26 protein-coding genes, 1 pseudogene and 1 riboswitch are annotated in these 26,921 nt (G+C 36.2%); of the genes and pseudogenes, 10 read left to right on the top strand and 17 right to left on the bottom strand.

The genetic code is table 11. The annotated features are described in order from the left end of the window. Positions 1-75 precede the first annotated feature (75 nt). From ACM5BR_RS16000 to ACM5BR_RS15980, 5 genes are all read right to left on the bottom strand, one after another. Positions 76-519: a DUF3021 domain-containing protein gene (locus tag ACM5BR_RS16000; RefSeq protein ID WP_416829020.1), complete on the bottom strand. Its 444-nt coding sequence runs from the start codon at positions 517-519 to the stop codon at positions 76-78. A gap of 12 nt (positions 520-531) precedes the next feature. Beyond that, positions 532-972 (bottom strand): LytTR family DNA-binding domain-containing protein, encoded by a 441-nt coding sequence (locus ACM5BR_RS15995; protein WP_416829018.1) that lies wholly within the window; start codon positions 970-972, stop codon positions 532-534. A gap of 163 nt (positions 973-1,135) precedes the next feature. Beyond that, positions 1,136-1,366: an excisionase family DNA-binding protein gene (locus ACM5BR_RS15990; protein ID WP_416829016.1), complete on the bottom strand. Its 231-nt coding sequence runs from the start codon at positions 1,364-1,366 to the stop codon at positions 1,136-1,138. A gap of 83 nt (positions 1,367-1,449) precedes the next feature. Then, a complete protein-coding gene (gene argC / locus ACM5BR_RS15985; protein WP_416829014.1) occupies positions 1,450-2,394 on the bottom strand; it encodes an N-acetyl-gamma-glutamyl-phosphate reductase in 945 nt (314 codons plus the stop codon). Positions 2,395-2,523: 129 nt separating this feature from the next. Next, positions 2,524-3,435: a DMT family transporter gene (locus tag ACM5BR_RS15980; RefSeq protein ID WP_416829013.1), complete on the bottom strand. Its 912-nt coding sequence runs from the start codon at positions 3,433-3,435 to the stop codon at positions 2,524-2,526. Between the two features lie 246 nt (positions 3,436-3,681). Here ACM5BR_RS15980 and ACM5BR_RS15975 point away from each other — a divergent pair, with 246 nt between their 5' ends. The 5 genes from ACM5BR_RS15975 (at position 3,682) to ACM5BR_RS15955 (ending at position 8,517) form a co-directional block, all read left to right on the top strand. Beyond that, positions 3,682-4,104: a DUF2871 family protein gene (locus ACM5BR_RS15975; RefSeq protein ID WP_416829012.1), complete on the top strand. Its 423-nt coding sequence runs from the start codon at positions 3,682-3,684 to the stop codon at positions 4,102-4,104. Between the two features lie 164 nt (positions 4,105-4,268). Continuing rightward, a riboswitch (PreQ1 riboswitch) is annotated at positions 4,269-4,313 on the top strand. An 8-nt stretch (positions 4,314-4,321) separates the two neighbouring features. Then, positions 4,322-4,807: a QueT transporter family protein gene (locus tag ACM5BR_RS15970; RefSeq protein ID WP_416829010.1), complete on the top strand. Its 486-nt coding sequence runs from the start codon at positions 4,322-4,324 to the stop codon at positions 4,805-4,807. A 172-nt stretch (positions 4,808-4,979) separates the two neighbouring features. Then, positions 4,980-6,461, top strand: coding sequence for an HD domain-containing phosphohydrolase (locus ACM5BR_RS15965; RefSeq protein ID WP_416829009.1), 1,482 nt, complete (start codon positions 4,980-4,982; stop codon positions 6,459-6,461). A 253-nt stretch (positions 6,462-6,714) separates the two neighbouring features. Continuing rightward, on the top strand, positions 6,715-7,239 hold the full coding sequence (locus tag ACM5BR_RS15960; RefSeq protein WP_416829008.1) for a DoxX family protein: 525 nt from the start codon (positions 6,715-6,717) through the stop codon (positions 7,237-7,239). A 312-nt stretch (positions 7,240-7,551) separates the two neighbouring features. Further along, positions 7,552-8,517 (top strand): FTR1 family iron permease, encoded by a 966-nt coding sequence (locus tag ACM5BR_RS15955; protein ID WP_416829006.1) that lies wholly within the window; start codon positions 7,552-7,554, stop codon positions 8,515-8,517. A 143-nt stretch (positions 8,518-8,660) separates the two neighbouring features. Here ACM5BR_RS15955 and ACM5BR_RS15950 read toward each other — a convergent pair whose 3' ends face one another. From ACM5BR_RS15950 to ACM5BR_RS15930, 5 genes are all read right to left on the bottom strand, one after another. Next, positions 8,661-9,311, bottom strand: a complete 651-nt coding sequence (locus tag ACM5BR_RS15950; RefSeq protein WP_416829004.1) for an HAD family hydrolase — start codon at positions 9,309-9,311, stop codon at positions 8,661-8,663. 111 nt (positions 9,312-9,422) lie between these two features. After that, positions 9,423-10,556 carry a carboxynorspermidine decarboxylase gene (nspC, locus tag ACM5BR_RS15945; RefSeq protein ID WP_416829003.1) on the bottom strand — a complete coding sequence of 378 codons (1,134 nt, stop codon included), beginning with the start codon at positions 10,554-10,556 and terminating at the stop codon, positions 9,423-9,425. A gap of 10 nt (positions 10,557-10,566) precedes the next feature. Continuing rightward, complete coding sequence (locus ACM5BR_RS15940; RefSeq protein ID WP_416829001.1) at positions 10,567-11,766, bottom strand: saccharopine dehydrogenase family protein; 1,200 nt, start codon at positions 11,764-11,766, stop codon at positions 10,567-10,569. A 405-nt stretch (positions 11,767-12,171) separates the two neighbouring features. Then, positions 12,172-12,909 carry a tRNA pseudouridine(38-40) synthase TruA gene (gene truA / locus ACM5BR_RS15935; RefSeq protein WP_416829000.1) on the bottom strand — a complete coding sequence of 246 codons (738 nt, stop codon included), beginning with the start codon at positions 12,907-12,909 and terminating at the stop codon, positions 12,172-12,174. Between the two features lie 49 nt (positions 12,910-12,958). Then, the gene (locus ACM5BR_RS15930) at positions 12,959-15,148 is read right to left on the bottom strand and encodes a bifunctional diguanylate cyclase/phosphodiesterase (protein WP_416828998.1); all 2,190 of its coding nucleotides are present in this window, start codon (positions 15,146-15,148) and stop codon (positions 12,959-12,961) included. A 306-nt stretch (positions 15,149-15,454) separates the two neighbouring features. Here ACM5BR_RS15930 and ACM5BR_RS15925 point away from each other — a divergent pair. Further along, a pseudogene (locus ACM5BR_RS15925) lies at positions 15,455-16,348 on the top strand (PhzF family phenazine biosynthesis isomerase). Positions 16,349-16,479: 131 nt separating this feature from the next. Here ACM5BR_RS15925 and ACM5BR_RS15920 read toward each other — a convergent pair. Genes ACM5BR_RS15920 through ACM5BR_RS15910 form a run of 3 tightly spaced genes read right to left on the bottom strand, consistent with a single transcriptional unit; the run spans position 16,480 to position 18,778 of the window. Then, the gene (locus ACM5BR_RS15920) at positions 16,480-17,277 is read right to left on the bottom strand and encodes an ABC transporter permease subunit (protein WP_416828997.1); all 798 of its coding nucleotides are present in this window, start codon (positions 17,275-17,277) and stop codon (positions 16,480-16,482) included. Positions 17,278-17,279: 2 nt separating this feature from the next. Continuing rightward, positions 17,280-18,167, bottom strand: a complete 888-nt coding sequence (locus ACM5BR_RS15915) for an ABC transporter ATP-binding protein (protein WP_416828995.1) — start codon at positions 18,165-18,167, stop codon at positions 17,280-17,282. After that, a complete protein-coding gene (locus ACM5BR_RS15910) occupies positions 18,164-18,778 on the bottom strand; it encodes a TetR/AcrR family transcriptional regulator (RefSeq protein WP_416828994.1) in 615 nt (204 codons plus the stop codon). The genes ACM5BR_RS15915 and ACM5BR_RS15910 overlap by 4 nt, the downstream gene beginning before the upstream one ends. Before the next feature lie 221 nt (positions 18,779-18,999). Here ACM5BR_RS15910 and ACM5BR_RS15905 point away from each other — a divergent pair, with 221 nt between their 5' ends. Further along, positions 19,000-19,995: an excalibur calcium-binding domain-containing protein gene (locus tag ACM5BR_RS15905; RefSeq protein ID WP_416828992.1), complete on the top strand. Its 996-nt coding sequence runs from the start codon at positions 19,000-19,002 to the stop codon at positions 19,993-19,995. 273 nt (positions 19,996-20,268) lie between these two features. On the opposite strand, the gene ACM5BR_RS15900 is transcribed toward ACM5BR_RS15905, so the two are convergent. Then, positions 20,269-20,463 (bottom strand): hypothetical protein, encoded by a 195-nt coding sequence (locus ACM5BR_RS15900; protein ID WP_416828991.1) that lies wholly within the window; start codon positions 20,461-20,463, stop codon positions 20,269-20,271. 638 nt (positions 20,464-21,101) lie between these two features. Here ACM5BR_RS15900 and ACM5BR_RS15895 point away from each other — a divergent pair. Next, positions 21,102-21,899 carry an SGNH/GDSL hydrolase family protein gene (locus ACM5BR_RS15895; RefSeq protein WP_416828989.1) on the top strand — a complete coding sequence of 266 codons (798 nt, stop codon included), beginning with the start codon at positions 21,102-21,104 and terminating at the stop codon, positions 21,897-21,899. A 450-nt stretch (positions 21,900-22,349) separates the two neighbouring features. Here the strand turns inward: ACM5BR_RS15895 and rlmD are convergent, their stop codons facing one another. The 3 genes from rlmD to pdaA all read right to left on the bottom strand — a co-directional run bounded on the left by rlmD (position 22,350) and on the right by pdaA (position 25,614). Continuing rightward, entirely contained in the window at positions 22,350-23,741 is a 1,392-nt protein-coding gene (rlmD, locus tag ACM5BR_RS15890; RefSeq protein ID WP_416828988.1) for a 23S rRNA (uracil(1939)-C(5))-methyltransferase RlmD, read from the bottom strand. Between the two features lie 10 nt (positions 23,742-23,751). Next, complete coding sequence (locus ACM5BR_RS15885) at positions 23,752-24,612, bottom strand: DNA-3-methyladenine glycosylase family protein (protein WP_416829064.1); 861 nt, start codon at positions 24,610-24,612, stop codon at positions 23,752-23,754. Between the two features lie 219 nt (positions 24,613-24,831). Beyond that, positions 24,832-25,614, bottom strand: coding sequence for a delta-lactam-biosynthetic de-N-acetylase (gene pdaA / locus ACM5BR_RS15880; RefSeq protein WP_416828986.1), 783 nt, complete (start codon positions 25,612-25,614; stop codon positions 24,832-24,834). 156 nt (positions 25,615-25,770) lie between these two features. On the opposite strand from pdaA, the gene ACM5BR_RS15875 reads away from it, so the two are divergent. Continuing rightward, positions 25,771-26,178, top strand: coding sequence for an Rrf2 family transcriptional regulator (locus ACM5BR_RS15875; RefSeq protein WP_416828985.1), 408 nt, complete (start codon positions 25,771-25,773; stop codon positions 26,176-26,178). Positions 26,179-26,250: 72 nt separating this feature from the next. Further along, on the top strand, positions 26,251-26,889 hold the full coding sequence (locus ACM5BR_RS15870; protein WP_416828984.1) for an NAD(P)-dependent oxidoreductase: 639 nt from the start codon (positions 26,251-26,253) through the stop codon (positions 26,887-26,889). Positions 26,890-26,921 lie beyond the last annotated feature (32 nt).

Here is a 26,921-nt window from a genome sequence, read left to right as displayed (position 1 = left end):
TTAATCTTAAAAAAATGAAAGAGAAAGTCCGCTTTTTTTGCGAAGGGTCCTTCCCTTTAATGTGTTTACCAATGCTTAGTTTCTCTTGTTCAATGTATCATTTAGCTTATTGATTCTATACTTCCATATATAATACTGTGAAAGCCAAATCAATATATAGATAGCAACAAAGATTAAAAAGTAGTTGAAGATAGATAGAGGATCTGGCTTCATCCACCCAGCAAAGATAGCACAAGGCAAATACACAATGCTTAAAATAAGAAAATGAACCGTCGTCATTTTCGCTAAGCTCCAATTGTCCAAATCAAACAAAATAGAACTACTTGCAAACGTAAAACCAATAATGATGCTGACTACATACTGAATAGCATATACGGTAACCGGATTTTTAGAGGGGTCCATGGTAGCACTATATGCCATATGCCCAGCTACTAATGAACTAATTAATACAATCGTAGAACTAATGAACACCCCAATCGGAATTCCAATCAAGCCTCTTAGCAATGCTTTTTTCAACATAATCTATTCACCTCATATTCCTAGGTATTTTTTGATTTTGGACATATACCTTCTTGAAACAAACTCCCTTTCCCCAGTTTTTAAAATTAGCTCGATGGTACCCGCATATGAAATATCAAGTCTATCAACTTGATCCATGTTCACAATACAGGAATTTGAAACCCTTACAAATGAAGTACCTGTTAACATCTCTTCTAATTCATAAAGCTTTTTCTTAACCCAAAAAGCTTTTTTTCCCACTTTTGCATATACCTTCTGGTTTTCGCTATAAAAACAATCAATGTCCTCTGGATTCAGTAGAAAAATGTTTTCATCTTGTATGCCAGCTACTGTTTTGCATTGCATGGCTCCTAGTCGATCAACGAGCTGCTGTACTTCCTTCGTTAGTTCATTGCAATAAATCACAAGTTTCGTCTCTTGCAGCTCCTTCTTTATAACAATTTCAACCTCCAATCTTTTTCCCTCCTTTCAGTTCTATTATAGTACGTCAAAAAGAATTTTTTTCCAGTTTGCAACAGATGGTCCTATCCAGCATGTAAGCGGTAAAATTCTTGCTATACACGGTGGATCTTTCCATGTTATTTAAAGAAAAAAGCCCTGATTGAAATCAGGACTTTTAATCTTCATCTTTTACATCAATATCTTCTGGAATAGGTTCATTCATTATTTCCTCGATGAGCATTTTATATCGTTCCATTTGCTCCAAATGAGTATTGAACTGTTCCTTATAAATTAGATATTGCTCGCCATCAAACAAAGCGCGAATTCGCTTTTGCAGGATTAGACTTTCTACTACGGATTCTGAAACATCTAAGTATGCTGCCGTTTCTTCTATTGTTAAGTACATTTCTTCCATCCTTTTCTCTACTAGCTTACTTTTACCGTAACAAGGAAAAGAAAAGAATGCAATATCTTCTTTAGGTAGCACAATTAGTAGGTTAAACCAATTCCCTCTTCCAATCCAAGCATAATATTCATATTTTGAATCGCAGCTCCTGAAGCACCCTTGCCTAAATTATCGAGGCGGCAAACAAGCAGCACACGATCCTCTTCGCCAAATACAAAGATTTCACTTCGGTTTGTATCATTACATCCAATAATAGAGAAGAAACCGTCCTCAAGGTTTGCATCGCTTTTATACGGCATAACAGATACAAATTTTTCTCCTTCATAATAGGAGGATAGCAATTCATGTATTTCCTTCGCACCCATTTTCTTCTGAAGTAATCTTGGATGAAGCGCAATCGATACAGCTAATCCCTTATAATAATTTGCTACGATAGGCGTAAAAATAGGATCATAGGAAAGACCAACCATTTTCTTCATTTCTGGTAAATGCTTATGGTGTAAAGCTAGCGCGTAATGCTTAGGACTGTTATATGCTTCCTTCTTTTCAGATTCATATTTTTGAATCAGTTTTTTACCACCGCCGCTATATCCACTAATCGACTGTGCAAAAATTGGGTAATCCTTAGGCACAATCCCCTCTTGAACCAATGGATACAGTGAGAGTATGAAGGCTGTTGCATGACAGCCTGGCACAGATACTCGCTTCGACATGGCAATCTGCTCTCTTCTATTATGCAATTCTGGTAAGCCGTATACCCAATTATCATTCGTCCGAAAAGCAGTACTTGCATCAATAATCTTCGTATTCGGGTTTGTAACAAGTGATACAGACTCTTTTGCCGCTTCATCTGGCAGGCAGAGAAACGCAATATCTGCTTCATTTAATAGCATTTTTCTCTCTTCTTTATCTTTACGCTTACTCGCATCAATTTCAAGAATTGTAAGGTCTTCGCGCTTTGCCAAATATTCACGAATCTTTAGGCCCGTCGTTCCTACTTGCCCGTCCACAAACACTTTATATTTCACAACAATTCCTCCCTAAAAGCTATCTCTTATGAAATATAATACAGAAAAACGAATAAAAATACCATACATTCTCGAAACATAAAGAAAACTTAGTTTAATAACGGAACAAAAAAATAGCCTTTATCTAGGCTACTTTTCCTCCTTTAACTTCCCCTTCCATATATGCAGGATCATCTTGCTTTCATTCATATACACACCAGCAAAAATTAACAACCCGCCAATTATCATTAATAGATTAATTTCTTCATGGAGTACTATAGAAGAAGCTATCATTGTAATGAGAGGAATAAAATAGACATAATTCGTTGTTTTCACAGAGCCAATTCGTTTTACTGCTTCATTCCACATGATAAATCCTGCAACAGATGCAAGGATTGAAAGAAAGAGTAGATTCCATACCACGCTACTCGTTAGAGGCGGAAAGGGACGGAGAGAATGTTGGGTAAAGTATAGAATTGGAATTGTAGTCAAGACACCATAGAAAAATGTTTTACGTACCACATAGAACGGATTGTAGGCTTTGTTTACTTTTTTAACTAAAATAGAATAGATAGAAAACAATAATGCAGACAACACAGCCATAAAATCACCTAGTGGATTTAGCTTTAGAATTTTTCCATTATACATAATTAGCACAATGCCGATTGTTGCTAGCACAAATCCAACGATAAAGCGAAAGGAAACCTGTTCATCCTTTGTTGAAAAATATGTAAGCAGTACAGTAAATATAGGAAGTGCCGATAAGATTAGCCCTACATTGCTTGCTTGTGTATACTGCAGCGCGATGTTTTCTGTCCAAAAGTAGAATGAAATCCCTGAGATCCCTAAGAAGCAAAATAGCAGCTCTTCTTTCCACGGAAGGACTTTAAACTGTTTCGGATAGATTACAATCATTATAAGTACAGCAATCACAAACCGATACAACAATAACTCCAGTGGTGTAAATACTTGCAATAATACTTTTGTAGAAACAAATGTAGTTCCCCAAATTACAATTGTAATGAACGCAAATACATGTCCCCATACTTCATTTCTCTGCATTTCTTCTAACTCCCCTATTTCACTTTTTAATAAAATTGTACACCATTTATGGAAATATTTACTTTATATATTTTAATACCATTGAATTTCTCCCATATAAAAGACTAACTATTCAAAACTTGACTAATAAAATATACGTACGGTATAGTGAAGCTGTAAAGAAATGCTATGGAAAATTTCTGGTTCCAAAAATACTAGTTTAATAGGTACATAATCTTACAAATTTCAACTTGAAAGGAAATCATGATGAAAAAACTTCTAAATACCGCATTTATTTATGCCATCTTAGGTTTAGTAGCAGGTCTTTATTATCGACAAATGACTGTCAATTACAATTTTACTGGAAAAACAATGTTATCCCTTCTACACACACATATATTCGTGTTAGGTATGTTTATGTTTTTGTTTGTTTTATTACTCGAAAAGAATTTTTCACTAACTAAGAGTGATTTGTTCAATTGGTTCTATTATATTTACAATGCTGGTTTAATTATTACAGTAGGTTTGATGGGTGTACACGGTACATTAACAGTTATGGGTATTACAACAGGCGCAGCTATTGCTGGAATTGCTGGAATTGGACATATTATCATTTCAATTGGTTTCATACTTTTCTTCCTATGCTTAAACGATCGTGTGAAAGCAGCAGCAAAAGAAGCAAAAGAATAGAAATATGAAAATCGCAGCAACTAAATAAGCTATTAATAGAAATAAGGATGATTCAAATACTTGAATCATCCTTATTTCTATTTGGAATCTTTCTTTAAAACCATCTCGTTTTTCTTATTGACAAATGTAGTACCATCCTTTATTATTGTACATCGAATGTTTACTCGAACGTGGTTCGAAACCATCCCACGCTAAAAAACTAAGGAGAGAATATGTAATGAAACTGAAAACCCTTGTTGGAAATGGAATTGTAGCAGCTTTATATATCGCGGTTTCCGCAGTTATTCAACCTTTTGGATTTACCAATATACAATTTCGAATTTCCGAGATGTTTAATCATTTAGTCGTATTTAACAAGAAATATGTTTACGGAATTATTCTTGGTGTTTTTTTAACTAATTTATTCTTTTCACCAATGGTTGGATACGATCTTATTTTCGGTGTTGGTCAATCGATTCTTGCTTTGCTAACTACTATCGTTTCAGCACGCTTCATCAAAAGCATATACAAACGTATGCTTCTGAATGCCATCGTATTTACCATTAGTATGTTTCTCATTGCTGCCGAGCTTCATTTAGCTTTGCAATTGCCATTCTTATTAACATGGCTTACAACTGCAATTGGTGAGTTTGTGGTTATGATTGTAGGTATACCAATTATGTATACATTAAATAAGCGTGTCAATTTTGAAAAGTATGTATAATAAAAGCCCCATAGTTCATTTATTAAGATGAACTATGGGGCTTTTATTCTTCCGTACTCTAAAACCTTCATGTTATGATAGAATAATGAACTATTACATTTTAATATATACAATAATAAATTGTTTATGTTACCTTCTAGAGAGGAAATATTAACTAGGAGGATATAGCACTATGTTGCTTTATAATAAATTGAAAAAACAATTATTAGTCAATCACATAATTGGTTCTTTCCTTGCTATATTAGGTGTTGGCAGTGTCTTTATTTTTCATATCCTTCATTTACCGCAAAATGAGATTTTCATATTGCTATTCATCATGCTCATTTCCTTAGTATTCATGTATGGTCTTGAATTTATCGTATACAAGCATGATATACATCCAATTAAAGTTGCTCTAACAGGGATTAATCCCTCTCTGAAGTTATTAAAGCAAGCATATACAACTGCTCATCGGCTTCCCGTATTAACAGTAAGACGAATTATGCTGCCACATTTGTTAGGAATATCTATTCCTGCATCCGCATTAACCTTTTACTGTATACATACCAATAAACTGCAATTCCCTTGTTACTACATTGGTTTTGCATGGTGCGGTGTTATTCTGATTTCTACTCTTCATGCATTAATTGAATTCTTTTTAACAGAGCGTATTCTACATCCACTCATTTTACATTTCAACCAAACAGCGAAGAAACTATATCATAAATCGTTCGAAATTGGGAAATTTGAATTCATAAGTATTCGAAGAAAACTGTTACTAAGCTCTGCATTTATTGCCGTATTTCCAGTCCTATTGTTTACTCTCGCCTCTACCCTTCAATTAAGTCAAAGAGCATCAGAACGCCTTAATGATTACTGGATCTGGTCAGTTATTCTTATTGTTATCGTATCTCTATCTACTTTCTGTAGTGTGCTATTATATGAGAATATAAAAAAACCAATTTATGCATTAGAAAAAAACATATTGCAAGTAAGAAGAGGCAAAATGCACCCTATAGAAAATACATATTCAGATGAATTTGCATATGTTATTTCGGGCTTTAACAATATGATCCAGGGGATGAAAAAGCGTGATTCCCAAAATCAATTGCTACTCGAAAGCTTTTTCACAGTATTTGCTGCAACATTAGACGCACGGGACCCCTATACAGCTGGGCATTCGATACGAGTAGCAGAATATACGGTAAAACTAGCAAAAGCAGCTGGCTTAGGACCACCAAAAATAGATTTACTACGAAAGTCTGCTTTGCTTCACGATATCGGTAAAATCGGAATAAAAGATAAAGTATTGCTTAAGGAAGGGAAACTAACAGATGAAGAATTCGAACAAATTAAACAGCATCCTGTAATTGGGGCTCGTATTCTAGAACAAATTAATCTACCGAAAGAATTAAAGCCGCTTCTCCCAGGAGTGAAGTATCATCATGAACGCTACGATGGGAACGGCTATCCTGAAGGACTAAGCGGGGAGAATATACCTCTATTCGGCAGAATCATGGCCGTGGCAGATGCGTATGATGCTATGACCTCCGACCGGCCTTACCGTAAAGGAATGCCATCCGAAAAAGCACTTAGCATCATTCATTCCGGAAAAGGAACGCAATGGGACCCGTATTACGCAGGCTTGTTTGTTCAAATCATGCGAGAAAACTAATTTTAAAGATATAGTGATATATATAAGATTGGGCTGCCTTTTATGAAGCAGCCCTTCTTTCTTTTTCAAAAAAGCTATAGAAATGTTCAAATTCCTTTAATGTACAAAAGGTTTAGAAATTTTCAAAAATATGTCATTATTCAATAACAAAATCGTAATATTTAGCACATACTTCCATTAATTTTTGCCGTATACTAAAAGAGAAGAAACAAAGTAATATTGCTTTACCACAACTAACAAAGGGGGTAATGATATGTTTGTTCAGTTTCTTCGCACTAATAAATATGCTAGTATATTTGTAACTTTGCTTCGTTTATATGTTGGGTTTGAATGGCTTATGGCAGGTTATGAAAAAATCACAGGAAAATTCGATGCAACTGGATTCTTAAAAGGGGCAGTAGCAAATGCTTCAGGCGCTCATCCAGCTGTACAAGCCTGGTGGGCTAGCTTCTTACAGCATTTTGCAATTCCAAATGCAGGATTATTTAATTTCTTAGTACCTTGGGGAGAATTATTGGTAGGTATCGGTCTTATTGTTGGATTTTTACCACGAACTGCAGTTTTCTTTGGTCTTATGATGAATTTTGCATATATGTTTAGCGGTACAACGAGCACAAATCCGCAACTTGTTCTTCTCTCTATGTTTATCCTATTAGCTGGTGCAAATGCAGGAAAATGGGGTGTAGCTGGATTACTTAATAGATATAATGTCACACTTCCTAAATTCCCTAATACACCTAATTTCCCTCATTCTGACGGAACTAAAAAAATAGCATAGTGAAAAATAAAACTAATAAAAAAGTAGGGGGAAACACCTCCTACTTTTTTATTTATTTCAAACTTACCATCCTCTTTTATTATTACATTTCATATCTCTTATCTTTAAGCTCTGAAACTTACTTTATCTCAATTAAAAAAGCTAAAGCATTTGGTAACCAAGTTATTATTTTATGAAAAGTACCTGTTAGTTAAAGAAAAAGTTATCTGTAGTTTAAGAATTATCTTGACATAAAAAGATAAACCGGGATAAAATCATTTTGTAATTGATAAAGATTATCATTATCGTTTATAAAAAGGGGAGTACATCTTAATGTTGAGGAAATTCTTTAATCTCAAAACTTTACTTATCACGGTAGCATCATTGGTAGTAATAGGGGTAATAGTATGGCAGGGAGTGAATTATCAGGGAAATCCTGATCCTACTGCTAAAAACATAACGCCTGGTGCTGCCGTAATAAATACAGCTATCCTAATCTTTCGAGAAGGATTAGAGGCTATTCTAGTATTATCAGCGATAATTTCAGGCTTAGTACGTAAGAAGCAAGATAACTATTGGAAACCTATCTCTTTAGGAGCAGGGGTATCCTTTTTAGCTACCATTGCGACGTGGTTTATCGTGGTAGCCATTATTTCTTCCGTCAATGCATCAGAGCTAAATATCCAAGCTGCAACAGGACTTCTAGCTGTTATTGTTTTATGTATTATTATGAATTGGTTCTTTCATAAGATTTACTGGCAAGGTTGGATTAACCTCCATAATCGAAAAAAGAATAAAATAACTAGTTCCAGTGAGAATGTGGAGAAAAATACGTTTTGGTCTCTTTTCCTACTCGGGCTTACATCAGTTTATCGGGAAGGATTTGAAGTGGTTCTTTTCCTTCAAAACTTAAGATTAAAAGTGGGGTCTGAGGTAATTCTACAAGGAGCACTGATTGGATTAGCATTAACAATGATAGTAGGGGTTCTTACCTTTTTAGCACATCGCCGTCTTCCTTATAAAAAAATGTTGGTATTTACAGGTGGTCTCTTAGTAGTAGTGCTCGCTGTAATGGTAGGTGAAACCGCACAAGAAATGCAACAAGCAGGTTGGATTAGTACAACTACACTTAACATAAATATCCCTGACTGGGCTGGAGTTTGGTTTTGTATATTCCCAACAGCAGAGACGTTGTCTTTACAAGCTGTAGCTGTAATCTACGTATTAGGCTCTTATTTTGCCGCTCGTTATTTAACTAAGAGAAAAGCAGCGAAACAAAAATTAACCACTACCGTTTAACGTTCATGTTCAAATAATCCTATTTTCTCACTTATAAAACCATAGTATGTAGCAAATAAATCCTTTAGCGGCTGGGCAATAAAGTGAAACTTTCTAAAAGTAGGGGGCTGAAAGACACCCCCTACTTTTTTTACGCAAACTTATTAGGTTGTAAGAAGAGCATGCAATTCCTTCACACTATGCACGATATAGGACGGTGATGCAGCAGTTAATTCCTCCAATGTCCCATAGCCATACGTAACAGCTATAGATGCAATATGATTTTCTTTCGCACCAACTATATCGTACTTCCGATCTCCAATCATCACCATCGAATCTTGATTCAAATCATATTTGTTTATAATGTATTCAATAATTTCAGCTTTCGAAGTGCGAGTACCATCTAATTCGCTCCCTACTACTCCATCAAAATAATGATCTATACGAAAGTATTCTAGAATACGAGTCGCAAATACAGTTGGCTTTGATGTTGCTACGAAAACTTTCTTTCCTTGCTGTTTCAAGTCTTCTAGTAAATCCAGAAATCCAGAATACAGTTCATTTTCAAATAATCCCTGTTTCGCAAAATATTCTCGATAGTACTGAATTGCCTGATTATTTTTCTCATCCTTAAAGCCATAGTATGCAGCAAACGAATCCTTTAGCGGCGGGCCGATAAATAATTCTAGCTTTTTTGTATCACTTTCTGTAATACCCATTTTATTTAAAGCATATTGAATAGAAGTTACAATTCCAACTTTCGGATTAGAAATGGTACCATCTAAATCAAATAATATAACATTATAATGATTCATCATTTCCCCTCATTTCCCTAAACAAAACCCACAAAGCCATGTGATCTTTGTGGGTTGTTCTATAACTGAAAAAAGCTACTCTTTCCAGAAAATTATTACGTTTTTATCTTTTTATAAACGAGAGGCATAATCTTCATAGCCGAATTGTTTAACGACTTGAATGCCCTCTTCCTCGTTAAAGCGAGCAATCGACGGAAGATTAACACCATTAAACATATGATTCTTAACCATTGTATAATGAGCCATATCACAGAACACGAGTCTGTCACCTGGTTTCAACGGTTCTTTGAATGAATAATCGCCAATTACATCTCCAGCAAGACATGTAAGCCCGCCTAGTCTATACGTATACTCATATTCATTCGGCTGACCCGCACCAATGATATTTGGTCGGTATGGCATTTCAATTACATCTGGCATATGACAAGTTGCTGATGTGTCTAGAATCGCAATATCCATACCGTTGTTAACGATGTCTAGTACAGAGGCAACTAGATAACCGGTATTTAAAGCTACTGCTTCACCCGGCTCCAAGTATACTTCTACATCATATTTTTCTTTCACGAATTGAATCGTACGGACGAGCGTTTCAATGTCATAATCCGGACGAGTAATATGGTGTCCCCCGCCAAAATTAATCCATTTCATCTTCTTCATATATTCGCCGAACTTTTCATCTAACACTTTGATAGTACGTTCAAGTGTATCGGAATTTTGCTCACACATCGTATGAAAATGAAGTCCATCGATGCCATCTAGCTCTTCCGGCTTGAAATTTGCTAACGTTACACCTAATCTGGAATTCGTATAGCAAGGATTATAAAGTGGTACTTCAATCTCGGAATATTCCGGATTTACGCGAATGCCACATTCGATCTTTTTCGGTGCTTGCTGCACTTTTTCCTTGTACTTCTTCCACTGTGTAAACGAATTGAATACAAGGTGATCACAGTAGGTTAGAAGTTCATCGAATTCCTGCTCTACATAAGCAGGAGCAAAAGCATGAACTTCTTTCCCCATCTTTTCGTAACCAAGTCTTGCTTCGAATAAGGAGCTTGATGTTATTCCCTTTAAATACTGACCTACAAGAGGAAAGACGGACTGCATAGAAAACCCTTTTAGTGCAAGCAAAATATTGCAGCCTGTACGTTCCTGAACGGAATGTAATAGTTCTAAATTTTTCTTAAGAAGTCTTTCGTCAACAACATAACAAGGTGAAGGTAGTGCTTGAAAGTCTAAATTCATCAGCTATACCTCAATCTACAAGTGTTGGCGCAAAATCTTCTTGCCATGGAAGTCCATATTTATTTAAAGCATCCATAAATGGATCTGGATCGAATTCTTCAATATTGTGCACACCTGGCTTTTTCCAGATACCCTTGATGATTAACATCGCACCGATCATAGCTGGAACTCCCGTTGTGTAAGAAATGGCTTGTGAGCCAACTTCTTTATAGCACTCTTGATGATCACAAACGTTATATACATAGTACGTTTTTGGTTTTCCATCTTTCGTTCCTTGGAAAATACAACCGATATTCGTCTTTCCTTTTGTTCTTGGTCCAAGAGACGCTGGATCAGGAAGAATAGCCTTCAAAAATTGAAGAGGGATAATTTCCTTACCTTCATAAACAATTGGTTCAATCGAAGTCATTCCAACATTTTCAAGAACACGTAAATGTGTTAAATACTTCTCTGAGAACGTCATCCAGAATCGGATACGCTTAATTCCTTTTATATTAAGAGCTAGCGATTCTAATTCTTCATGGTGCAAAAGATAGATATCTTTCGGACCTATTTCTGGAAGATCGTACACCTTTTTAATCGCTAACGGATCTGTTTCAATAAATTTACCATTTTCAAAATAGCTGCCATTCGCTGTAATTTCACGAATGTTAATTTCAGGATTGAAATTCGTTGCAAATGGATATCCGTGATCTCCTGCATTGGCATCGACAATATCAATAGAATGAATTTCATCAAAATAATGCTTTTGGGCATAAGCACTAAATACGCCGGTTACACCTGGATCAAATCCACTACCTAATACAGCCGTTAACCCTGCTTTCTCAAACTTCTCTCTATATGCCCATTGCCATTTGTATTCAAACTTTGGTACATCAGGTGGCTCATAGTTAGCCGTATCCAGATAATGAACACCTGTTGCTAGGCATGCATCCATAATCGTTAAATCCTGATAAGGAAGTGCAACATTAATAACAACGTCTGGTCCAAAATTATTAATTAGCTCAATCACTTCTTCAGTGTGATCTGCATCCACTTGAGCTGTTTGAATTTTGGTACGACCTCCATCTAATTTTTTCTTTAGAGCGTCGCATTTTTCAATCGTTCTACTTGCAATACATATTTCTTCAAAAACCTCAGGATTCTGACAACATTTATGAACCACAACACTAGCAACACCGCCAGCGCCAATAATCAAGGCTTTTCCCAATTCTCAAACCTCCATCTCTCAGATTAAATAAGCATTATTTTACAGAAAAACTTTCAAAACATCAAGAAAAACTAAAATAGACAGATAATTCATATTATCTAGAACAAAATAAAAGGACTCCCTAATGTAGTATAACATCTACAAAAAGAGGATCCACAACGTTTTCACTATACCAAAACTTAATGGTATTGAAAAGTGCCTTTCCATTCATATTATAAATTTTCCATTATACATTTTAGAATTTCTTTTTTTAACTCTATTTCAAAATATTGTTTTGGACCTAAAGATACGTTCATAAGCTAAATCATACACCATTTCTACACTGTTTTTGACCCATTAACATTTCAGTACAATTCGATACTGTATTTTGCAGATGGCGGAAGTAGCCCCCCATCTCTTACGTATCTAAAAATCAATCTTTTCCAAGTACAGTCCACCTGCATCAGCAAGACAGCTTACTAGACTTCTGTCTTTTGCCTCCAGTATACCTGGTATATCTTCTGGAATTACCTCACCAAGCCCTACTTGAATCAACGTGCCAACAATTTTTCTTACCATATTATAAAGAAAGCCATCTCCGCTCACCCGAATTTCAATGAAACCTGCATTTTTTTCTATAGCAATGGAATAGATGTCACGCACCATGGATTTCTTCTTAGATTTTGCATTTGAAAAAGCAGTGAAGTCATGCTCACCAATAAAAGCTTGAGATGCTTGTTTCATTCTTTCCACATCTAGCTTTTGCTCTACATGCATACTGTACTTTCTCATAAAAGGATTGGTATTCTCCTCGTTCCAGATCTTATACAAATACGTTTTACCCTTAGCATTATAACGGGCATGAAACCGTTCAGGAACTGCTATAACCTCGGTAACGCTAATATCTTGTGGTAAATATCGCTTTAAGTAATTCTTAATTGCAGATTCAGTTACATTCTCCTCAATCTTAAAATTAGCGATTTGAGCAAGTGCATGTACACCCGCATCTGTTCTGCTGCAGCCGATAATTTCAATATTTCTTCCGACTAACTCGGATAATACATTTTCTATTTTTCCTTGAATGGTATTTTCGCCGCTGCCGAGCCTTTGCCAGCCCTTATAGCGCCCGCCATCGTACTGAATGATTAGTTTGTAGTTGTTCATAACGTCTCCTTCTATTCCTAGCTAACTTATAGTTGAAATTCTGTGCATATCACAAACCATAGCGAAGAGATTCCTCTTCTGCATCTTTATGCCTTTCTGAAATAACTTCCCTAACATGATTTTGTATTTTATCAAAATTTGCTGATAATGCTTCAGCAGAGATTGGTTTACTAAACAAATATCCTTGAATTGTATCACAATCACCTGCTGCTAAATAGGAAAACTGGCCTATGTCTTCCACTCCTTCAGCAATAACTTTCAATTTTAGATGCTTCGCCATCGAAATAATCATAGAAATAAGGACGGCATCATCGTGATTCGTTTGGACATTACAAACAAACGAACGATCGATTTTCAAACAGTCAATCGGAAAATCCTTTAAATAAGACATAGATGAATAGCCTGTTCCAAAGTCATCGACCGCGATTTTGACTCCTAAACGCTTTAAATCATGTAAAAGTTCAATTGCATGATTCGTATCCATCGTCATACTTTCCGTGATTTCTAATTCCAGATAATTCGGAGAAAGATTTGTTCTTTCCAATATATCTTCAACCATCTGTACTAAATTTTGTTGAAAAAATTGTCTAATTGATAAATTAACAGCGACCCTAATATTCGAAATTCCCTCTTCATGCCATTGTTTAGCCTGCTTACAAGCTGTTTCTAATACCCATTTACCAATGGGAACAATTAGACCCGTTTCTTCTGCAATCGGAATGAATGTAGCTGGTGAAATCCACCCTTTTTTTGGATGCTTCCATCGAATTAATGCTTCTACAGAATCTATACAACCCGTAATAATTTCAACTTGAGGCTGATATTCAAGATAGAACTCTCTTTTATCAAGAGCCTCATACAAATCATGTTCAAGAGCTAATCTCTCCTCAAACTGCTGTTTCATTTTAGAATGGTAGAACATATATAACTCCGATACTTTTTGAGCTTCGCGCATAGCAATTTGAGCATGCTTTAACAGTTCCGTTTCATTTTCTCCATGATCTGGGTACATAGCAATTCCAATATTTAATGTGACTTTTAATAGGAAATGCTGTAGTTGGACAGGTTCTTTCATTATATCTTGAATGTGATTGCAAACTTTAACAACATCCTCTTTATTTTCTACTGAATTTATGATAATTGTAAATTCTCCTGCTCTCAGCTTACTCATAAACAGTTCTGAGGGAAGAGATTCACGCAACCGAACTGCAACCTTCTGTAACATCAAATCTCTAAAGGAATGTCCGAGCGATTCATTAATCGAATTAAGCCGATTAATCTCCATTATCATGATTGCCTTTTTTGTTCTTTTTAACTTCAGTTCTTTCTTAAGCTTTTCTATCAAAAACCGTGAATTTGGCAATTCTGTTAATTCATCATGATAAGCCATATGATGCAGCTTTTCTCTTGATTTCTCTAATTTTTGCCTAGTCCTCATTAATACTTGAAAAGGTTTTTCAACAGATGCATAATAAAACGCTCTTATCAGAAAATAGTAACCCATTAGTTGAAATAGATGACCAATAAAATTTCTAATATCATACACGCTTTTATAGACTGTGAACATTGAATCTCCTAGTATTAAATATATAGATGCTATGATAACCACGTCGTTGCGAGTTTGACTTCTAAATAAGTAAAGAATCAATGCACATTGCAATACAATCGCCAAATATTGCATTCCATTCTTTAATACAGTCGTGCCTACTCCATCAATCACAAGATTAGGTAACAGTTGATATGGATAATAGATAATAAATACCCAAACAAGGACAAACAAACAAGCTAGACTATATGCAAGCCACCGCTGGGCGATATGAACTTTTTTTTGCTTTAATGTAAAAATAAACAATAATCCTAAAACCTGTGTTAAGCGTCCAATTATATAAAACCATGTAGCTGAATATGTAGAACTTTCCTTTAAAAAAAAGGGCATTCCTTTATAAGAAATGGTATGCATAATTTCCAAGAGTCCTAAGGCTAAAAAAAGAGCACCAATATACAACCGATAATTGGATAAAATATAAGGAAAAACGAGCCATGCTTGAATGGCTATACTAAAACAAGCAACAATAATCATGATTTCAATCATTAAATGAATCATCACATAATTACTTGCTCCAAAAACGCGATACAATCGATCATCAAATAAGAAAACTACTATAAGAAGCAAAAGAGGAATCACAAAATCCCATCTATATTTTTTAATAAAATCAAGAATTCCTATTTGTTTGCCCATAAATTGTCTCCCCTTCACTTCTACACAGGACCTGTAAACTATTAATACTCAGACCAATCTATCCCTATATCATGGTAATATTTTTCCTTAATATATCATAACCCTTCCATTCAAAAAATAGGGCTAAATTAAAATATATTCATAATATTTCTATAATTATCCATATGTCTAGATCACTCCCTGAATCCTAAAAACCTTTTTTAACTGACAGAATAGTAATTGAACAATAAACTCTCTGTAAATGGTAAAATTATAAAAACTATTAATTTGTAATATTTCACAAATAGATTGATGGGGGAAATAAAGATGAAGTCAGTACAGGTCTACCATTATGATGCCTTTAGTAAAGAACCCAATAAAGGAAATCCTGCAGGGGTAGTTTTAAACGGAGATGACCTAACAGATACAGAAATGTAAGAAATAGCTTTGAAAGTAGGTTATAACGAGACCGCTTTTCCAGTTAAATCAGACGTAGCCGATCTTAGAATCCGTTTCTTTACCCCTGGCCACGAAGTAAATTTGTGTGGTCACGCAGCAATTGCAACTATTTATGCTCTAACAACAAAAGGATTATTGGATGATAAAAAGGATTTTAAGATTGAAACGAAAGCAGGAGTTTTACCAATAAAAATTCATTCAGCTACAGATAATGAAACCTACGTAACGATGAAACAGGCTTCACCAAAGTTTGTAGAATTTAAAGGTTCAAAGGAAGATTTAGCGAATTCAATCGGGTTAGTCAGTGAGGATATTGATGATGAATTACCGATTTTATATGGCAACACAGGTATATGGACACTATTGATTCCAATACATAAACTCGATACTTTCAAAAGTATGAAACCCAATAATAAGTTATTCCCCAACATCTTAAAAGAAATGCCAAAAGCATCTGTTCACCCTTTTTGTTTAGAAACATATAACAATAACGCTCATATGCATGCTCGGCACTTCTCGTCACCTTATTCTGGTACAATAGAAGACCCAGTTACAGGAACAGCTTCAGGTGTAATGGGAGCTTATTATGCCAAATACATAAACAACCATTTAGAAAAATCTCTAAATCTTGTAGTAGAGCAAGGTCATGAAATCAATAAAGATGGTCGAGTTATGGTGCATGTCTTAAAAAATGAAAACAATTATGTTATTGAGATTTCTGGAAATTCAGTATATGTTAAGGAATTTGAAGTAATTTATTAATGGGCTATAATACGGAACTTTCCCTACTTTTGGGGAAGCCCATCCAACCTTTGCCTTTACAGGCAGAAAGACCCCACTAAGACTTCTCCGATTTCTCTTAAGTCTTAGTGGGGTCCTTACTACCCTAAAAATTACAATGGTAATCTTTTCTTTTTGAAAATCAACACACTAGCAACAAAAAGAATAACAATTATACCTATATAGACAAGATTGACTCCCAAAATGTCACTACCATGAACCACTTCTACCGGATCGTAATAACCGTAAATAGATAGCTTTTTCAAATTCTCTAAATTCGTTGAAACACCACCCAGCATATTCATAAGAAGAAATACGATTGGAATACCTGAGCCAAAACCAAGCGACATCTTTGCTTCATTAAACAAGCAAGAGAAGAAGAAGCTAATCATCATTACCACCATATTGACAAGCATCGTGGTAAGGTTGAGGTTGAAAAATGCACCAATATCTAAAGAACCTGGAAACATTACTGAACATATTAGAATACCTACGCCAAACAAAGCAGCAAAAAGCACAGCAACAGAAGCGAGCGCATAGACTCCTTGTGTAATAATGATTTTAACTCTTGAATTAGGGGTTGACAAAAGATATACAAAGGAGCTATTATCCACCATCTTTGCCACAAGTCTGTTTCCAAGAATAATAGAGTAAACCATAGGGAAGCCAAGCATCAACAATCCATAAAGCCAGCTTGCAAGATAACTTGTAAGGTCTGTAACCATTTTTGAAATGCCCATTGCTTTCATCATGTTTTCCGGAAATAACTTCAGCATGGATGTCATTGCCTCCATGTCATTGGGATTATACATTGTAATCATTACAGTGATATACATGGTAAGCACACCGAAGAAAATAAGGAATAATGTCCAGTTCTTTTTAAATACTGTTTTTAGTAATGGAAAGCTCATAACTATTTGTCCCCCCTATCGTAAAAGTGCATGAAAATATCTTCAAGAGACTGGGTTTTCACATCAAAATTAAGAACAGTAAACTGTGCTGCTGTTTTAATGAATCGATCGATATTTTCACCTGTTACGAATACCTCAACAGTATCACTAGCTATAGGATATACCTCAAAGCCTGCAGACTTAAGCAGCTGCGTTGCGGAAGCAACATCGGCAAGCTTGATAATAAAGCCTTTGCGTTGCGAATCTTTAAGAGTCTGCACATTGGACTGCGTAACAATTCTGCCATCCTTGATGATCAATACATTATCACAAGTTTTTTCGACTTCTTCAAAAATGTGGCTCGACATCAAAATCGTTTTGCCTTTTGCTTTTTCACTTAATACAAGTTCAACAAATCGATTTTGCATTAGAGGGTCGAGACCACTTGTTGGCTCATCTAAAATAAGCACATCGGGATTATGCATAAACGCAGTGACAATACCTAACTTTTGCTTCATACCTTTTGAAAACTTTTTGATTTTTCCTTTTGGATCAAGCTCAAACATCTCGATAAGCTGCTTTTGCCTTGATGTATCCTTCATGCCTCGCATGTCATTCATAAATTTAAGGAATTCATATCCCCTCATATCATCGAGAAATGCTATTTCACCGGGAATATAGCCGAGAGTTTTTTGAATTTCCGACGCACGTTTTGTGCAATCAAGTCCTCCTATCGAACATGAACCGCTATTTGGCTGCATAAAGCCGAGTAATGCACGAATGGTTGTAGTTTTTCCAGCTCCGTTAGGACCTAAATAACCCATAACCTCGCCCTTTTTTACAGAGAAATCTAATTCAAACACGCCTTTTCCACTTGGATATTTCAATGTAAGCTTTTTTACATCAATCATAGAAACTCCTCCTTATAGAAATTTTGTTTCAGCATTTGTAAGCATTGATTAAATTCTCTGTTGATATCATCAATATCTATTTGGGCATTCGCTCCAATCTGATTGACATATCCTTCGGCAAACCATGTAAGCATTTTCAATACTAAGGTTGGGTCGATACCTTCTTTAAACTTGGATGTATCTATTCCATTAAGGGCAATACGCGAACGAAAGGCCTCTCTTTGTACCATCATCGATTTAATTTCCTGTACAACTTCCTCATCCGTTTCTAAAAAAATACTTTTTAGAAAGGACAAAATGGTTGGGTGCTGACGCATCACCGAAACCTTTATCTCTGTAGCCAATCTAATACGTTCAAAAAAGTCCGTTTCGCCTTCGTTAAAATGCGTGTTCATTTCATTTATTAGGGTATTACCACTGAATTGCGCCAAAAACAGATACATATCTTTCTTCGTACCAAAATAATGGAATATCATTGACTTGGATATTCCTGCTGTATTGGCAATATCTCTAATGGAGGCTTTTTTATAACCATTGGTACCAAAAACCTTCAGAGCTGCGTTAATAATATCAGTTTGTTTTTCGTTAGGTAGACTCAAAAACTTTTCCAAACTATCACCTACCTTTCATACGATATTGTAGACCGAATCGGTTTATTTAATTATATATCCGTAAACCGATTCGGTCAATAGAATGGATGTATGATCAATACAATTTTCCCTTATACCAAACCCAAACAAAATATTACATTTATAGTTAAATATTAATCTGTTTTTGCTATACTTAACATTGTAAATTTTATATAAAGTAATATAGGAGGAAAAGAAAAACAATGAAACATTGGTTAATTCTAGGGGCATTATCTATTTTAATTATTAGTTTGGTTGGTTGTAACCAAGAAGCTTCTGCACTGCAAAAAGAAACCAAGCAGCAACAACCTACACAAGAAGCTAAGACAGAAAAACCTGCTACATATGAGATTGACGGTATATCTATCACGAAACCATCTGTTAAAAATGCGGATGTAATCGGTGTAGTTGATGGTGACACCATTACAGTAAAAATAGATGATAAGGAAGAAAAAGTCCGATTTACATTAGTAGATACACCTGAAACCAAGAATCCAAGTACACCTGTAGAACCTTGGGGACCAGAGGCAAGTGATTTTACAACACAACAACTATTGGGTAAGCAAGTTGGACTTGAATTTGATTCACAAGAACGTGATCAATATGGTCGCTTACTTGCATATGTTTGGATTGGAAATGAACTATTTAATGGGACTTTATTGGATAAAGGATTTGCTCGTGTTGCCGTTTATCCACCAAACACAAAATACGAAAACCAACTCAAAACCATTCAAGATCATTCCAAAAATGGTAAATCCGGAATATGGAGTATTGAAAATTATGTAACAGATTCTGGATTTAATATGGATGCTGTGAAGCCAAAAGAACAACCAGCTCCCGCTCCAATCCCTGCCCCATCCTCACAACCAGAACAAAAAACTGCACAGAACGATAACGTTTTTTATGCTAATTGTACCGAGGCAAGAAAAGCGGGTGCAACCAATATTAAAAAAGGTGAACCTGGTTACGCTCCAAAGCTTGATCGTGATGGGGATGGAATTGCATGTGAGGATAGTGACTTTGAATCTAATTCTAGCCATTCCTCACAACCAGCTTCTCAGCCACAACAAAGCCAAGATAATGTTTTTTATGCAAATTGTACTGCAGTACGAAAGGCTGGAAAAGCTCCTTTACACAAAGGAGATCCAGGCTATTCAAGTAAACTTGATAGAGATGGTGACGGAATTGCTTGCGAATAATAGATATACAAAACCTTACTGAGCGATTTGAAATCATAACCACCCTTCCAAAGGATGGTTTGAACAAAGGCGCAAAGATACTCACTTTCCTTTCTTATTTTAGAGACTTGAACAATCTCTATCATAAAACTGAAAGTGAGTTTTTTTGTGTAACAACTGATTCCCCACCCGCATAGCATATGGTTTTATGTTTCGCCTTTCCAGGCTCAACGGACTGAATTCCATAAAATAAAAAAGCCTAAGCAATTCTGCTTAGACTATCATTCATTAACATTAAATACGAACGTCAATATCTCTTCCTTTTCCATCAATATCCCCATCATGATCTGGGTCTGATAAATTTGTCAGTTGTTGCGTTGATTGATTCACTTTATTATCAACTTGCTGAACTTGAGCCTGACTTTGTTGTGTTGCTCTAATAGTTTGATAATATTGCATTGCGTTATGTCCTACTCCAGAAATTTGCATACACTCACCTCCTTTTAAATAATTTTTAATCCATATATATAAATTAGATGAACATCTTTGTATAAATAGTTAAATCATATTTATCTAAACGTTTCTTGCCTCATCAAATTAATTTCTCACATTATATCCTTCGGTAGTAAATACTATTTACCTTGTTAAGAATTACTTCTCTTTAATATAATATCTTTTTTTTAAAACTTTCTTAAAATTCCCCTTAAAAAATTTTAATCTTCCACTTCTTGAGGTGTTCAATTATTTAATTTATTATGAATACGTTATTGGTTATATTATCCTTCAATAAATTGAAAAAGGGTTTACCTCAGATATTTCAGACAGATGATGGATCTGAAGTAGCTCGTATTCTTCTAGGAGGAGGGAATCAGCTTGTAAGTATTCCGCGTGGTGATTCCGGCCGGCAAATGCGCCATTGCTTGGTGATGGAGGCAGTGATTACGAAATCCCTAAGAATATTTGCCAAAGGAAGAACTCACACTATCGAAGTTATTGAAAATGTAATAGATAAGTGGTTATCCAGGAAGAATGGAATGCTCTTTTTTCATTGGGAGAACTGGTTTTAATGTAATGGTCCGTATTATTATATGGTAATATTAATACTATATAATATAACGGAGGTTAATATGACTAAAAATTCTATTTTTTCCATAACAGTACTCGTCGTTTGCATTGTAGTCATTATCTTTGGTAAACAATATTGGGATAATAAAATACATGCAACAACCTTGCAGTCTGAAAAATCGAACCCAGTTGACCAAGTGCAAAAACAAGATGACCAGGCGCAAAAAGATAAGGAAAGTTTAGCTGCCAAAACGTGGTTAGGGAAAGTAAATCCGAAAGTTGCTTTCATAGGAAGCGGCGGGGCAGCTGGAACAGGATCAAGCTCTTATGAACAGTCATGGGCAGGAAAGCTTGAACAAGCGTTCCGTCAAACCAATCCTGATGTACAAGTGAAGAATGTAGCAAAGAATGGATATAAAACGAGTGATGTGAAGGATAAGGGAGAACTGCAAGAGGTCATTTCTTTTAAACCAGATGTTATAATTTTTGAACTTAGTTCGATTGATGATTATGCTGCTTCAGTTGAAGTTACGAAATCTGAGCAAACAATCCAAAGTCTCGTCAGTGCTTTTAAACAAATGAATCCGGATGTACGGATTGTATTCATGCCGTCTAATGAAGAAACAGCCTTGGATACCAAGAAAAGAAATGGCTTGACTTACAGTGAATATGTGTCAGCAATCGGAAGCTATATTCAGTCAAATGGATGGAACTATATTGATTATTGGAGTGCATTCGAGCAAAAACGGAAGGCGGCCAATCTGAAAATAAGTAACACGTTAACCGATGGTATCCATCCGAATGATAAAGGACACGAATTGATTTTTGCGTCTATTCAAGATTATTTTGTAAAGAAATAAAAATACAAAAGGCGTGTTTCGTGCTCCTATCTTGAGGACACTGAAAAAGCATGGATTTCGAAAAAATAGGTGCGACGAAAATTTATCTTTGTGTTCACAAAAGAAGCTCATTACGCTTTTCCCGATACTGCACACTCTATATTTACATCCGGAACCACCACCTTCTTGATGAGAGATTTATAAACGAAATATTGTTGAACCCTGTTTTACCTCTACGTACTGTTTTTACACACAAAAACACCTTGATAATTTCTACCAAGGTGTTTCTTTTACTATCATTTACTTAACCTTTTAAGCATATTACATGTTTACAAAAAACCGATTTCAATTTGATTATTTACAGATTTTTTATTTATTTTATATTTTATTTTAACTATATTCCGACAAAATAAAGTCGTGCTACGATAAATCTCCCCAACCCGTATTCCTGCGAACCCCAAAAATTCCCATTTACAATGAAGTCGCGCAGCGCAATTCCAACAACGCACAACACTCCACATGACTCGTCTGCGGAAACATATCTACCGGCTGTACATACTCCACGTTATACATCTTCGACAACTGCTTTACATCTCTTGCCAGCGTCGACGGATTACAAGACACATACACCATCTTCTTCGGCTTAACCTCTAAAATTGTATCTAACAGCTTCTCATCACAACCGGTACGCGGTGGGTCAACGACAACAACATCTGGTTGCCAGCCCTCCTTCACCCATTTAGGTAGCCAGTATTCGGCTTTCCCTGTTACATATTTAGTATGGGTAAATCCGTGCTTCTCGGCATTCTTCTTTGCATCTTCAATCGATTCAGGAATGACGTCCATACCACGAATTTCCGCTGCTTGCGGGGCAAGCCATAATCCGATTGTGCCAACGCCACAGTATGCATCTACGATTTTTTCGTTGCCGGTTAACTGCGCAGCTTTTTTTACTTCGTCATAAAGCTTTACCGTTTGAACAGGATTTAATTGAAAGAATGCTCTTGCAGATAGTTCAAAGGAAAGATCGCCAAGTGTTTCTTGAATAACTTCTTTCCCTGATAGGCGGAATGTTTCATCACCAAAAATAAGGGATGTTTTTTCACCGTTTACATTTTGCATGATTGATTTTACGTGCGGCAATGCCGTTTGTATTTGTTTTACAAGCTGATCTTTGCGCGGAAAGTCTTGCTTAGTCGTAATGAGTACAAGCTGAAGCTCTCCGGTTTGCATAGCAACACGTGTAACGATTGTACGTATGATTCCTGTTTTCTTTCGTTCGTTGTATATTGGAATATTTAGTCGCTCTAGGATTCGCTTCACTTTTTTCGTTACTTCATTTGTACTTGTATGCTGGATGTGACAGTCTGAAATGTCTACAAGACGATGGGAGTTTAGCGCATATAAACCAGCGATGATCGTTTGTTCTTCCTTACCGACTTGAAGCTGACTTTTGTTACGGTAATGCCAAGGATCTTCCATCCCGATGGTTGGACGAATGATATTCGTTGGGATTTTTGTGTATTTTTCAAAGGCTTGGACGACGATGTCTCGTTTTTGCTCTAATTGTCCCTCATAGGAGAGATGCTGAAGCTGACAGCCGCCGCATTGGTCGTATACCGGACATGGCGGTGTGACACGCTGGGAGGATCGTTTGCGAATTTTCTTAAGTTTCGCTTCGGCATATCCTCGTTTAACGGTTGTTACTTCTGCTACTACTTCTTCCCCAGGTAGTGCTCCCGGTATGAAGACGACTTGGCGTTTGAAATAGCCAACTCCTTCTCCGTTAATCCCGATTCGTTTAATGGTGACGGGGAAAGTTTGTCCTAATTGTAATTGGCTTACATTCTGCTTTTCGTTCATGTTTTTACTCCTACTCTATGCTACGCCAAAGATATAGGGATGCATAACTGCCGTACGGCTCCCATTCGCTCTTTAGCTGTTCCATAAATTCATCAGTTGGTTTATTTTCTAGTTTAAATAGCTGCTGGATGGCACGCTGCAGACCAATATCTGCCTTTGGAAACATATTTGTTCGTCCTAATCCAAATAGCAAGAAGTTTTGAACCGTCCACGGTCCAACTCCGCGTAGTGGCAACAGCTTCTTCTCAATCTCTTCATTAGAGAGATGACGCATTTCAGCTATGTTTACGTTACCATTCACAATTTGTTTGGCTAATCCGATTACATATTCTGCTTTACGCTGACTAAATTGAAGTTCACGAAGCTCTTCAATTTGAATACTTGCAACACGATGTGGCGACGGCGGAAACCAAACACCATCTATATTCGTTCCAAATGTAGTATAAAATCGCTGCGTTAACGTGAAAGCGAATTTTAAATTGAGCTGTTGATGGATGATACACCGTGCAAGGCTTGCAAATGGATCGAAATCTAACACAATTGGCGTGTAAGCATAACGTTCACTTAAGGTGCTCAAGGAAGTAGCACGAAAATGAGCTAGCATCTCTTCCATTTGCACATTCCAACCGAAGATCTCACGAATACGCTCTTCTGCCTCCGCTTTATTCTTTGTACCAGACAGTTGAAATACTGGTCTTTCAAATGTACCGATTGCTTTTACCGTAATAACATCTTGTTCATTGTTCAAGCTTATTGGAACTTTCACGAGTTGTTCGTTTAAATCGATGATGTTTAACGGATCCAATGATAATCTCTGTAATACTTGTTCAAAATTATACGGATTTTCAAGCGTAACGACGGTGCTCCACATCATGATCACCCTTTTTTTCATGTTGAGCCCATTATAACATGAACTGATTGGAAGGTTTTAAAAACGGGATGGATTTGAATAATTCTCGTTTCGATAATAAAGGTTGTAATTTCGATAATAAATTTTTATTTTCGATAATAAAGCCTGCGATTTCGATAATAAAGTAAATTCTTCCCATAAAAACAAGCGTCAAGCACGGGTTTGCTTAACGCTTGTTTCTTATTTTTTGAATTTCTCTGCAACTAAATCATCCAGGCTTTTAAATTGGTAGCCGCGGTTACGTAATTCGTCGATTATTTTGCTAAGTGCTCCTGCGTTATCGCTTGAAATGGAATGCAGCAATAAGACGGCTCCGGGGTGAATCTGTTTTGTCACGGAGTCATATGCGTATTGCCAGCCGCGTTGCTGATCGACCTTCCAATCTTGAAAGGCGAGAGACCAGAAGACATTGTAATAGCCCATTTCCTTTGTAACAGCGAGGGTTCGTTCACTAAAAATACCTCGGGGTGGTCTTAAATACTTCATTTCTTTTTGTCCGGTAAGCTGCTTTACTTCTGTTTCGATTCGCTGCAGTTCATTGCGCAGCTTTTCATCGCTGATTGTCGTTAAATCAGGATGGTGCCAGGAGTGATTGCCGATGATATGTCCATCTTGTACCATACGTTTGACAAGCTCTGGCTGATCTTTAATGTATTGTCCTGTAATAAAGAAGGTGGCTGGTACTCTCTTTTCCTTTAGTACATCTAGAATTTTTTCTGTGTAGCCATTTTCATAGCCGTTGTCAAACGTGAGATAGATATCTTTTTTGTTTGTATCTCCAAGAAAGAATCCATCATATTTCTCAATTAGACTTGTGAATTTTTTTCCGGCATCTGGAGGAAGTTCGTTTTTGTTTCGTGCAACACCCCAATGGTTTGCCGTATTATCATAGGCAAATGTGCTAGGGATATTAACGGTAAGAAATGTGAGGACGAGGCCGAAGGAAATCCATATTCGTTTCATCGTGTTGTACTCCTTTCGACGTTTTACTCGTATTTTTTGTGTGGACAAATGATTTCATGCAGATAACAAATTTCCAATTTTTTAAAAATAATAGCATTCACATTTGACAACAATCATTAATTGTAACTATAATAGTTACACGATGGTGGTGATGATATGAAAAATAGTCGATTTGCTGTTGCAATTCATATTTTGGCGTTAGCATCTATACAGCCTAATGCAACTTCTGATTACATCGCAAAAAGTGTAAATACGAATCCAGTCGTTATTCGTCGCATAAGTAGTATGCTTAAAAAAGCTGGACTTTTAACATCCCAAGCAGGAATACCAGGCGTAACGATAACAAAGGAACCTTCTGAAATTACAATGTTAGATGTTTACCGAGCGATTCAAAGTGAAGAACACTCAACCTTTTCCATGCACGAAAATCCAAATCCGAATTGTGTGGTTGGTCGTAACATACAAGCTACACTTGAGAAAAAATTTTGCGATGCACAAAAGGCGATGGAAAAGGAATTAGCCAGCCAAACACTAAAAGACATATTACAAGATCTCTTTCAATAACGAGAAAGAGATTTTTCACCACCGAAATGTAACTATTATTGTTACAAATATACTATCGGAGGATGATAACAAATGAAAATTGCAGTTATTGGAGCAAACGGAAAAGCAGGTAGTCGTATTTTAAAGGAAGCTGTTGATCGTGGCCATCAAGTAACGGCTATCGTGAGAGATGCATCAAAACATACGAACAAAAACGTCCCAGTAATTGAAAAAAATATATTTGATTTAACTTCTAATGATACTAAACCATTTGACGTAGTAGTTAATGCATTTGGTGCTCCACTTGGTGAAGAGCAAGCCCATGTTGACGCTGGACACGCTTTAATCGAAGCATTAAAAGGTACTAATACCAAAGCAGTTATCGTTGGTGGTGCTGGAAGCCTTTATGTAGATGAAAATAAAACAGTGAGAGTAATCGATACACCAAATTTCCCAGATATGTTTAAACCAACTGCAAAAGGCCAAGCACGCAACTTGCAAGAATTACAAGAATCAACGGGTATTACTTGGACATTCATTAGCCCATCTGCTATGTTTGACCCTGAAGGAAAGAGAACGGGATCATATCAAGCAGGAAAAGATAATCTGCTTGTAAATGCAAAAGGTGAAAGCTATGTTAGCTATGCTGATTTTGCAATTGCTGTACTAGATGAAATTGAAAATCCTAAGCATGTTAATGAACGTTTCACTGTTGTTGGTGAAGCTGAATAATACAGTGGCCATCTTAAGGCCTTTTATAAGAA

It is taken from the genome of Ectobacillus polymachus, from assembly GCF_048159605.1.
GTDB classification, from domain to species: Bacteria; Bacillota; Bacilli; order Bacillales; family Bacillaceae_G; genus Ectobacillus; species Ectobacillus polymachus.
Note: the sequence above shows the minus strand (reverse complement) of the source record. Positions and strands in the feature narration are given on the sequence as shown.

Coding starts and splice junctions, on each gene's coding strand:
- ACM5BR_RS16000 (WP_416829020.1), bottom strand. CDS start 519: ATGTTGAAAAAAGCATTGCTAAGAGGCTTGATTGGAATTCCGATTGGG.
- ACM5BR_RS15990 (WP_416829016.1), bottom strand. CDS start 1,366: ATGTACTTAACAATAGAAGAAACGGCAGCATACTTAGATGTTTCAGAA.
- ACM5BR_RS15980 (WP_416829013.1), bottom strand. CDS start 3,435: ATGCAGAGAAATGAAGTATGGGGACATGTATTTGCGTTCATTACAATT.
- ACM5BR_RS15975 (WP_416829012.1), top strand. CDS start 3,682: ATGAAAAAACTTCTAAATACCGCATTTATTTATGCCATCTTAGGTTTA.
- ACM5BR_RS15970 (WP_416829010.1), top strand. CDS start 4,322: ATGAAACTGAAAACCCTTGTTGGAAATGGAATTGTAGCAGCTTTATAT.
- ACM5BR_RS15965 (WP_416829009.1), top strand. CDS start 4,980: ATGTTGCTTTATAATAAATTGAAAAAACAATTATTAGTCAATCACATA.
- ACM5BR_RS15960 (WP_416829008.1), top strand. CDS start 6,715: ATGTTTGTTCAGTTTCTTCGCACTAATAAATATGCTAGTATATTTGTA.
- ACM5BR_RS15955 (WP_416829006.1), top strand. CDS start 7,552: ATGTTGAGGAAATTCTTTAATCTCAAAACTTTACTTATCACGGTAGCA.
- ACM5BR_RS15950 (WP_416829004.1), bottom strand. CDS start 9,311: ATGAATCATTATAATGTTATATTATTTGATTTAGATGGTACCATTTCT.
- nspC (WP_416829003.1), bottom strand. CDS start 10,556: ATGAATTTAGACTTTCAAGCACTACCTTCACCTTGTTATGTTGTTGAC.
- truA (WP_416829000.1), bottom strand. CDS start 12,909: ATGAACAACTACAAACTAATCATTCAGTACGATGGCGGGCGCTATAAG.
- ACM5BR_RS15930 (WP_416828998.1), bottom strand. CDS start 15,148: ATGGGCAAACAAATAGGAATTCTTGATTTTATTAAAAAATATAGATGG.
- ACM5BR_RS15920 (WP_416828997.1), bottom strand. CDS start 17,277: ATGAGCTTTCCATTACTAAAAACAGTATTTAAAAAGAACTGGACATTA.
- ACM5BR_RS15915 (WP_416828995.1), bottom strand. CDS start 18,167: ATGATTGATGTAAAAAAGCTTACATTGAAATATCCAAGTGGAAAAGGC.
- ACM5BR_RS15905 (WP_416828992.1), top strand. CDS start 19,000: ATGAAACATTGGTTAATTCTAGGGGCATTATCTATTTTAATTATTAGT.
- ACM5BR_RS15900 (WP_416828991.1), bottom strand. CDS start 20,463: ATGCAAATTTCTGGAGTAGGACATAACGCAATGCAATATTATCAAACT.
- ACM5BR_RS15895 (WP_416828989.1), top strand. CDS start 21,102: ATGACTAAAAATTCTATTTTTTCCATAACAGTACTCGTCGTTTGCATT.
- rlmD (WP_416828988.1), bottom strand. CDS start 23,741: ATGAACGAAAAGCAGAATGTAAGCCAATTACAATTAGGACAAACTTTC.
- ACM5BR_RS15885 (WP_416829064.1), bottom strand. CDS start 24,612: ATGTGGAGCACCGTCGTTACGCTTGAAAATCCGTATAATTTTGAACAA.
- pdaA (WP_416828986.1), bottom strand. CDS start 25,614: ATGAAACGAATATGGATTTCCTTCGGCCTCGTCCTCACATTTCTTACC.
- ACM5BR_RS15875 (WP_416828985.1), top strand. CDS start 25,771: ATGAAAAATAGTCGATTTGCTGTTGCAATTCATATTTTGGCGTTAGCA.
- ACM5BR_RS15870 (WP_416828984.1), top strand. CDS start 26,251: ATGAAAATTGCAGTTATTGGAGCAAACGGAAAAGCAGGTAGTCGTATT.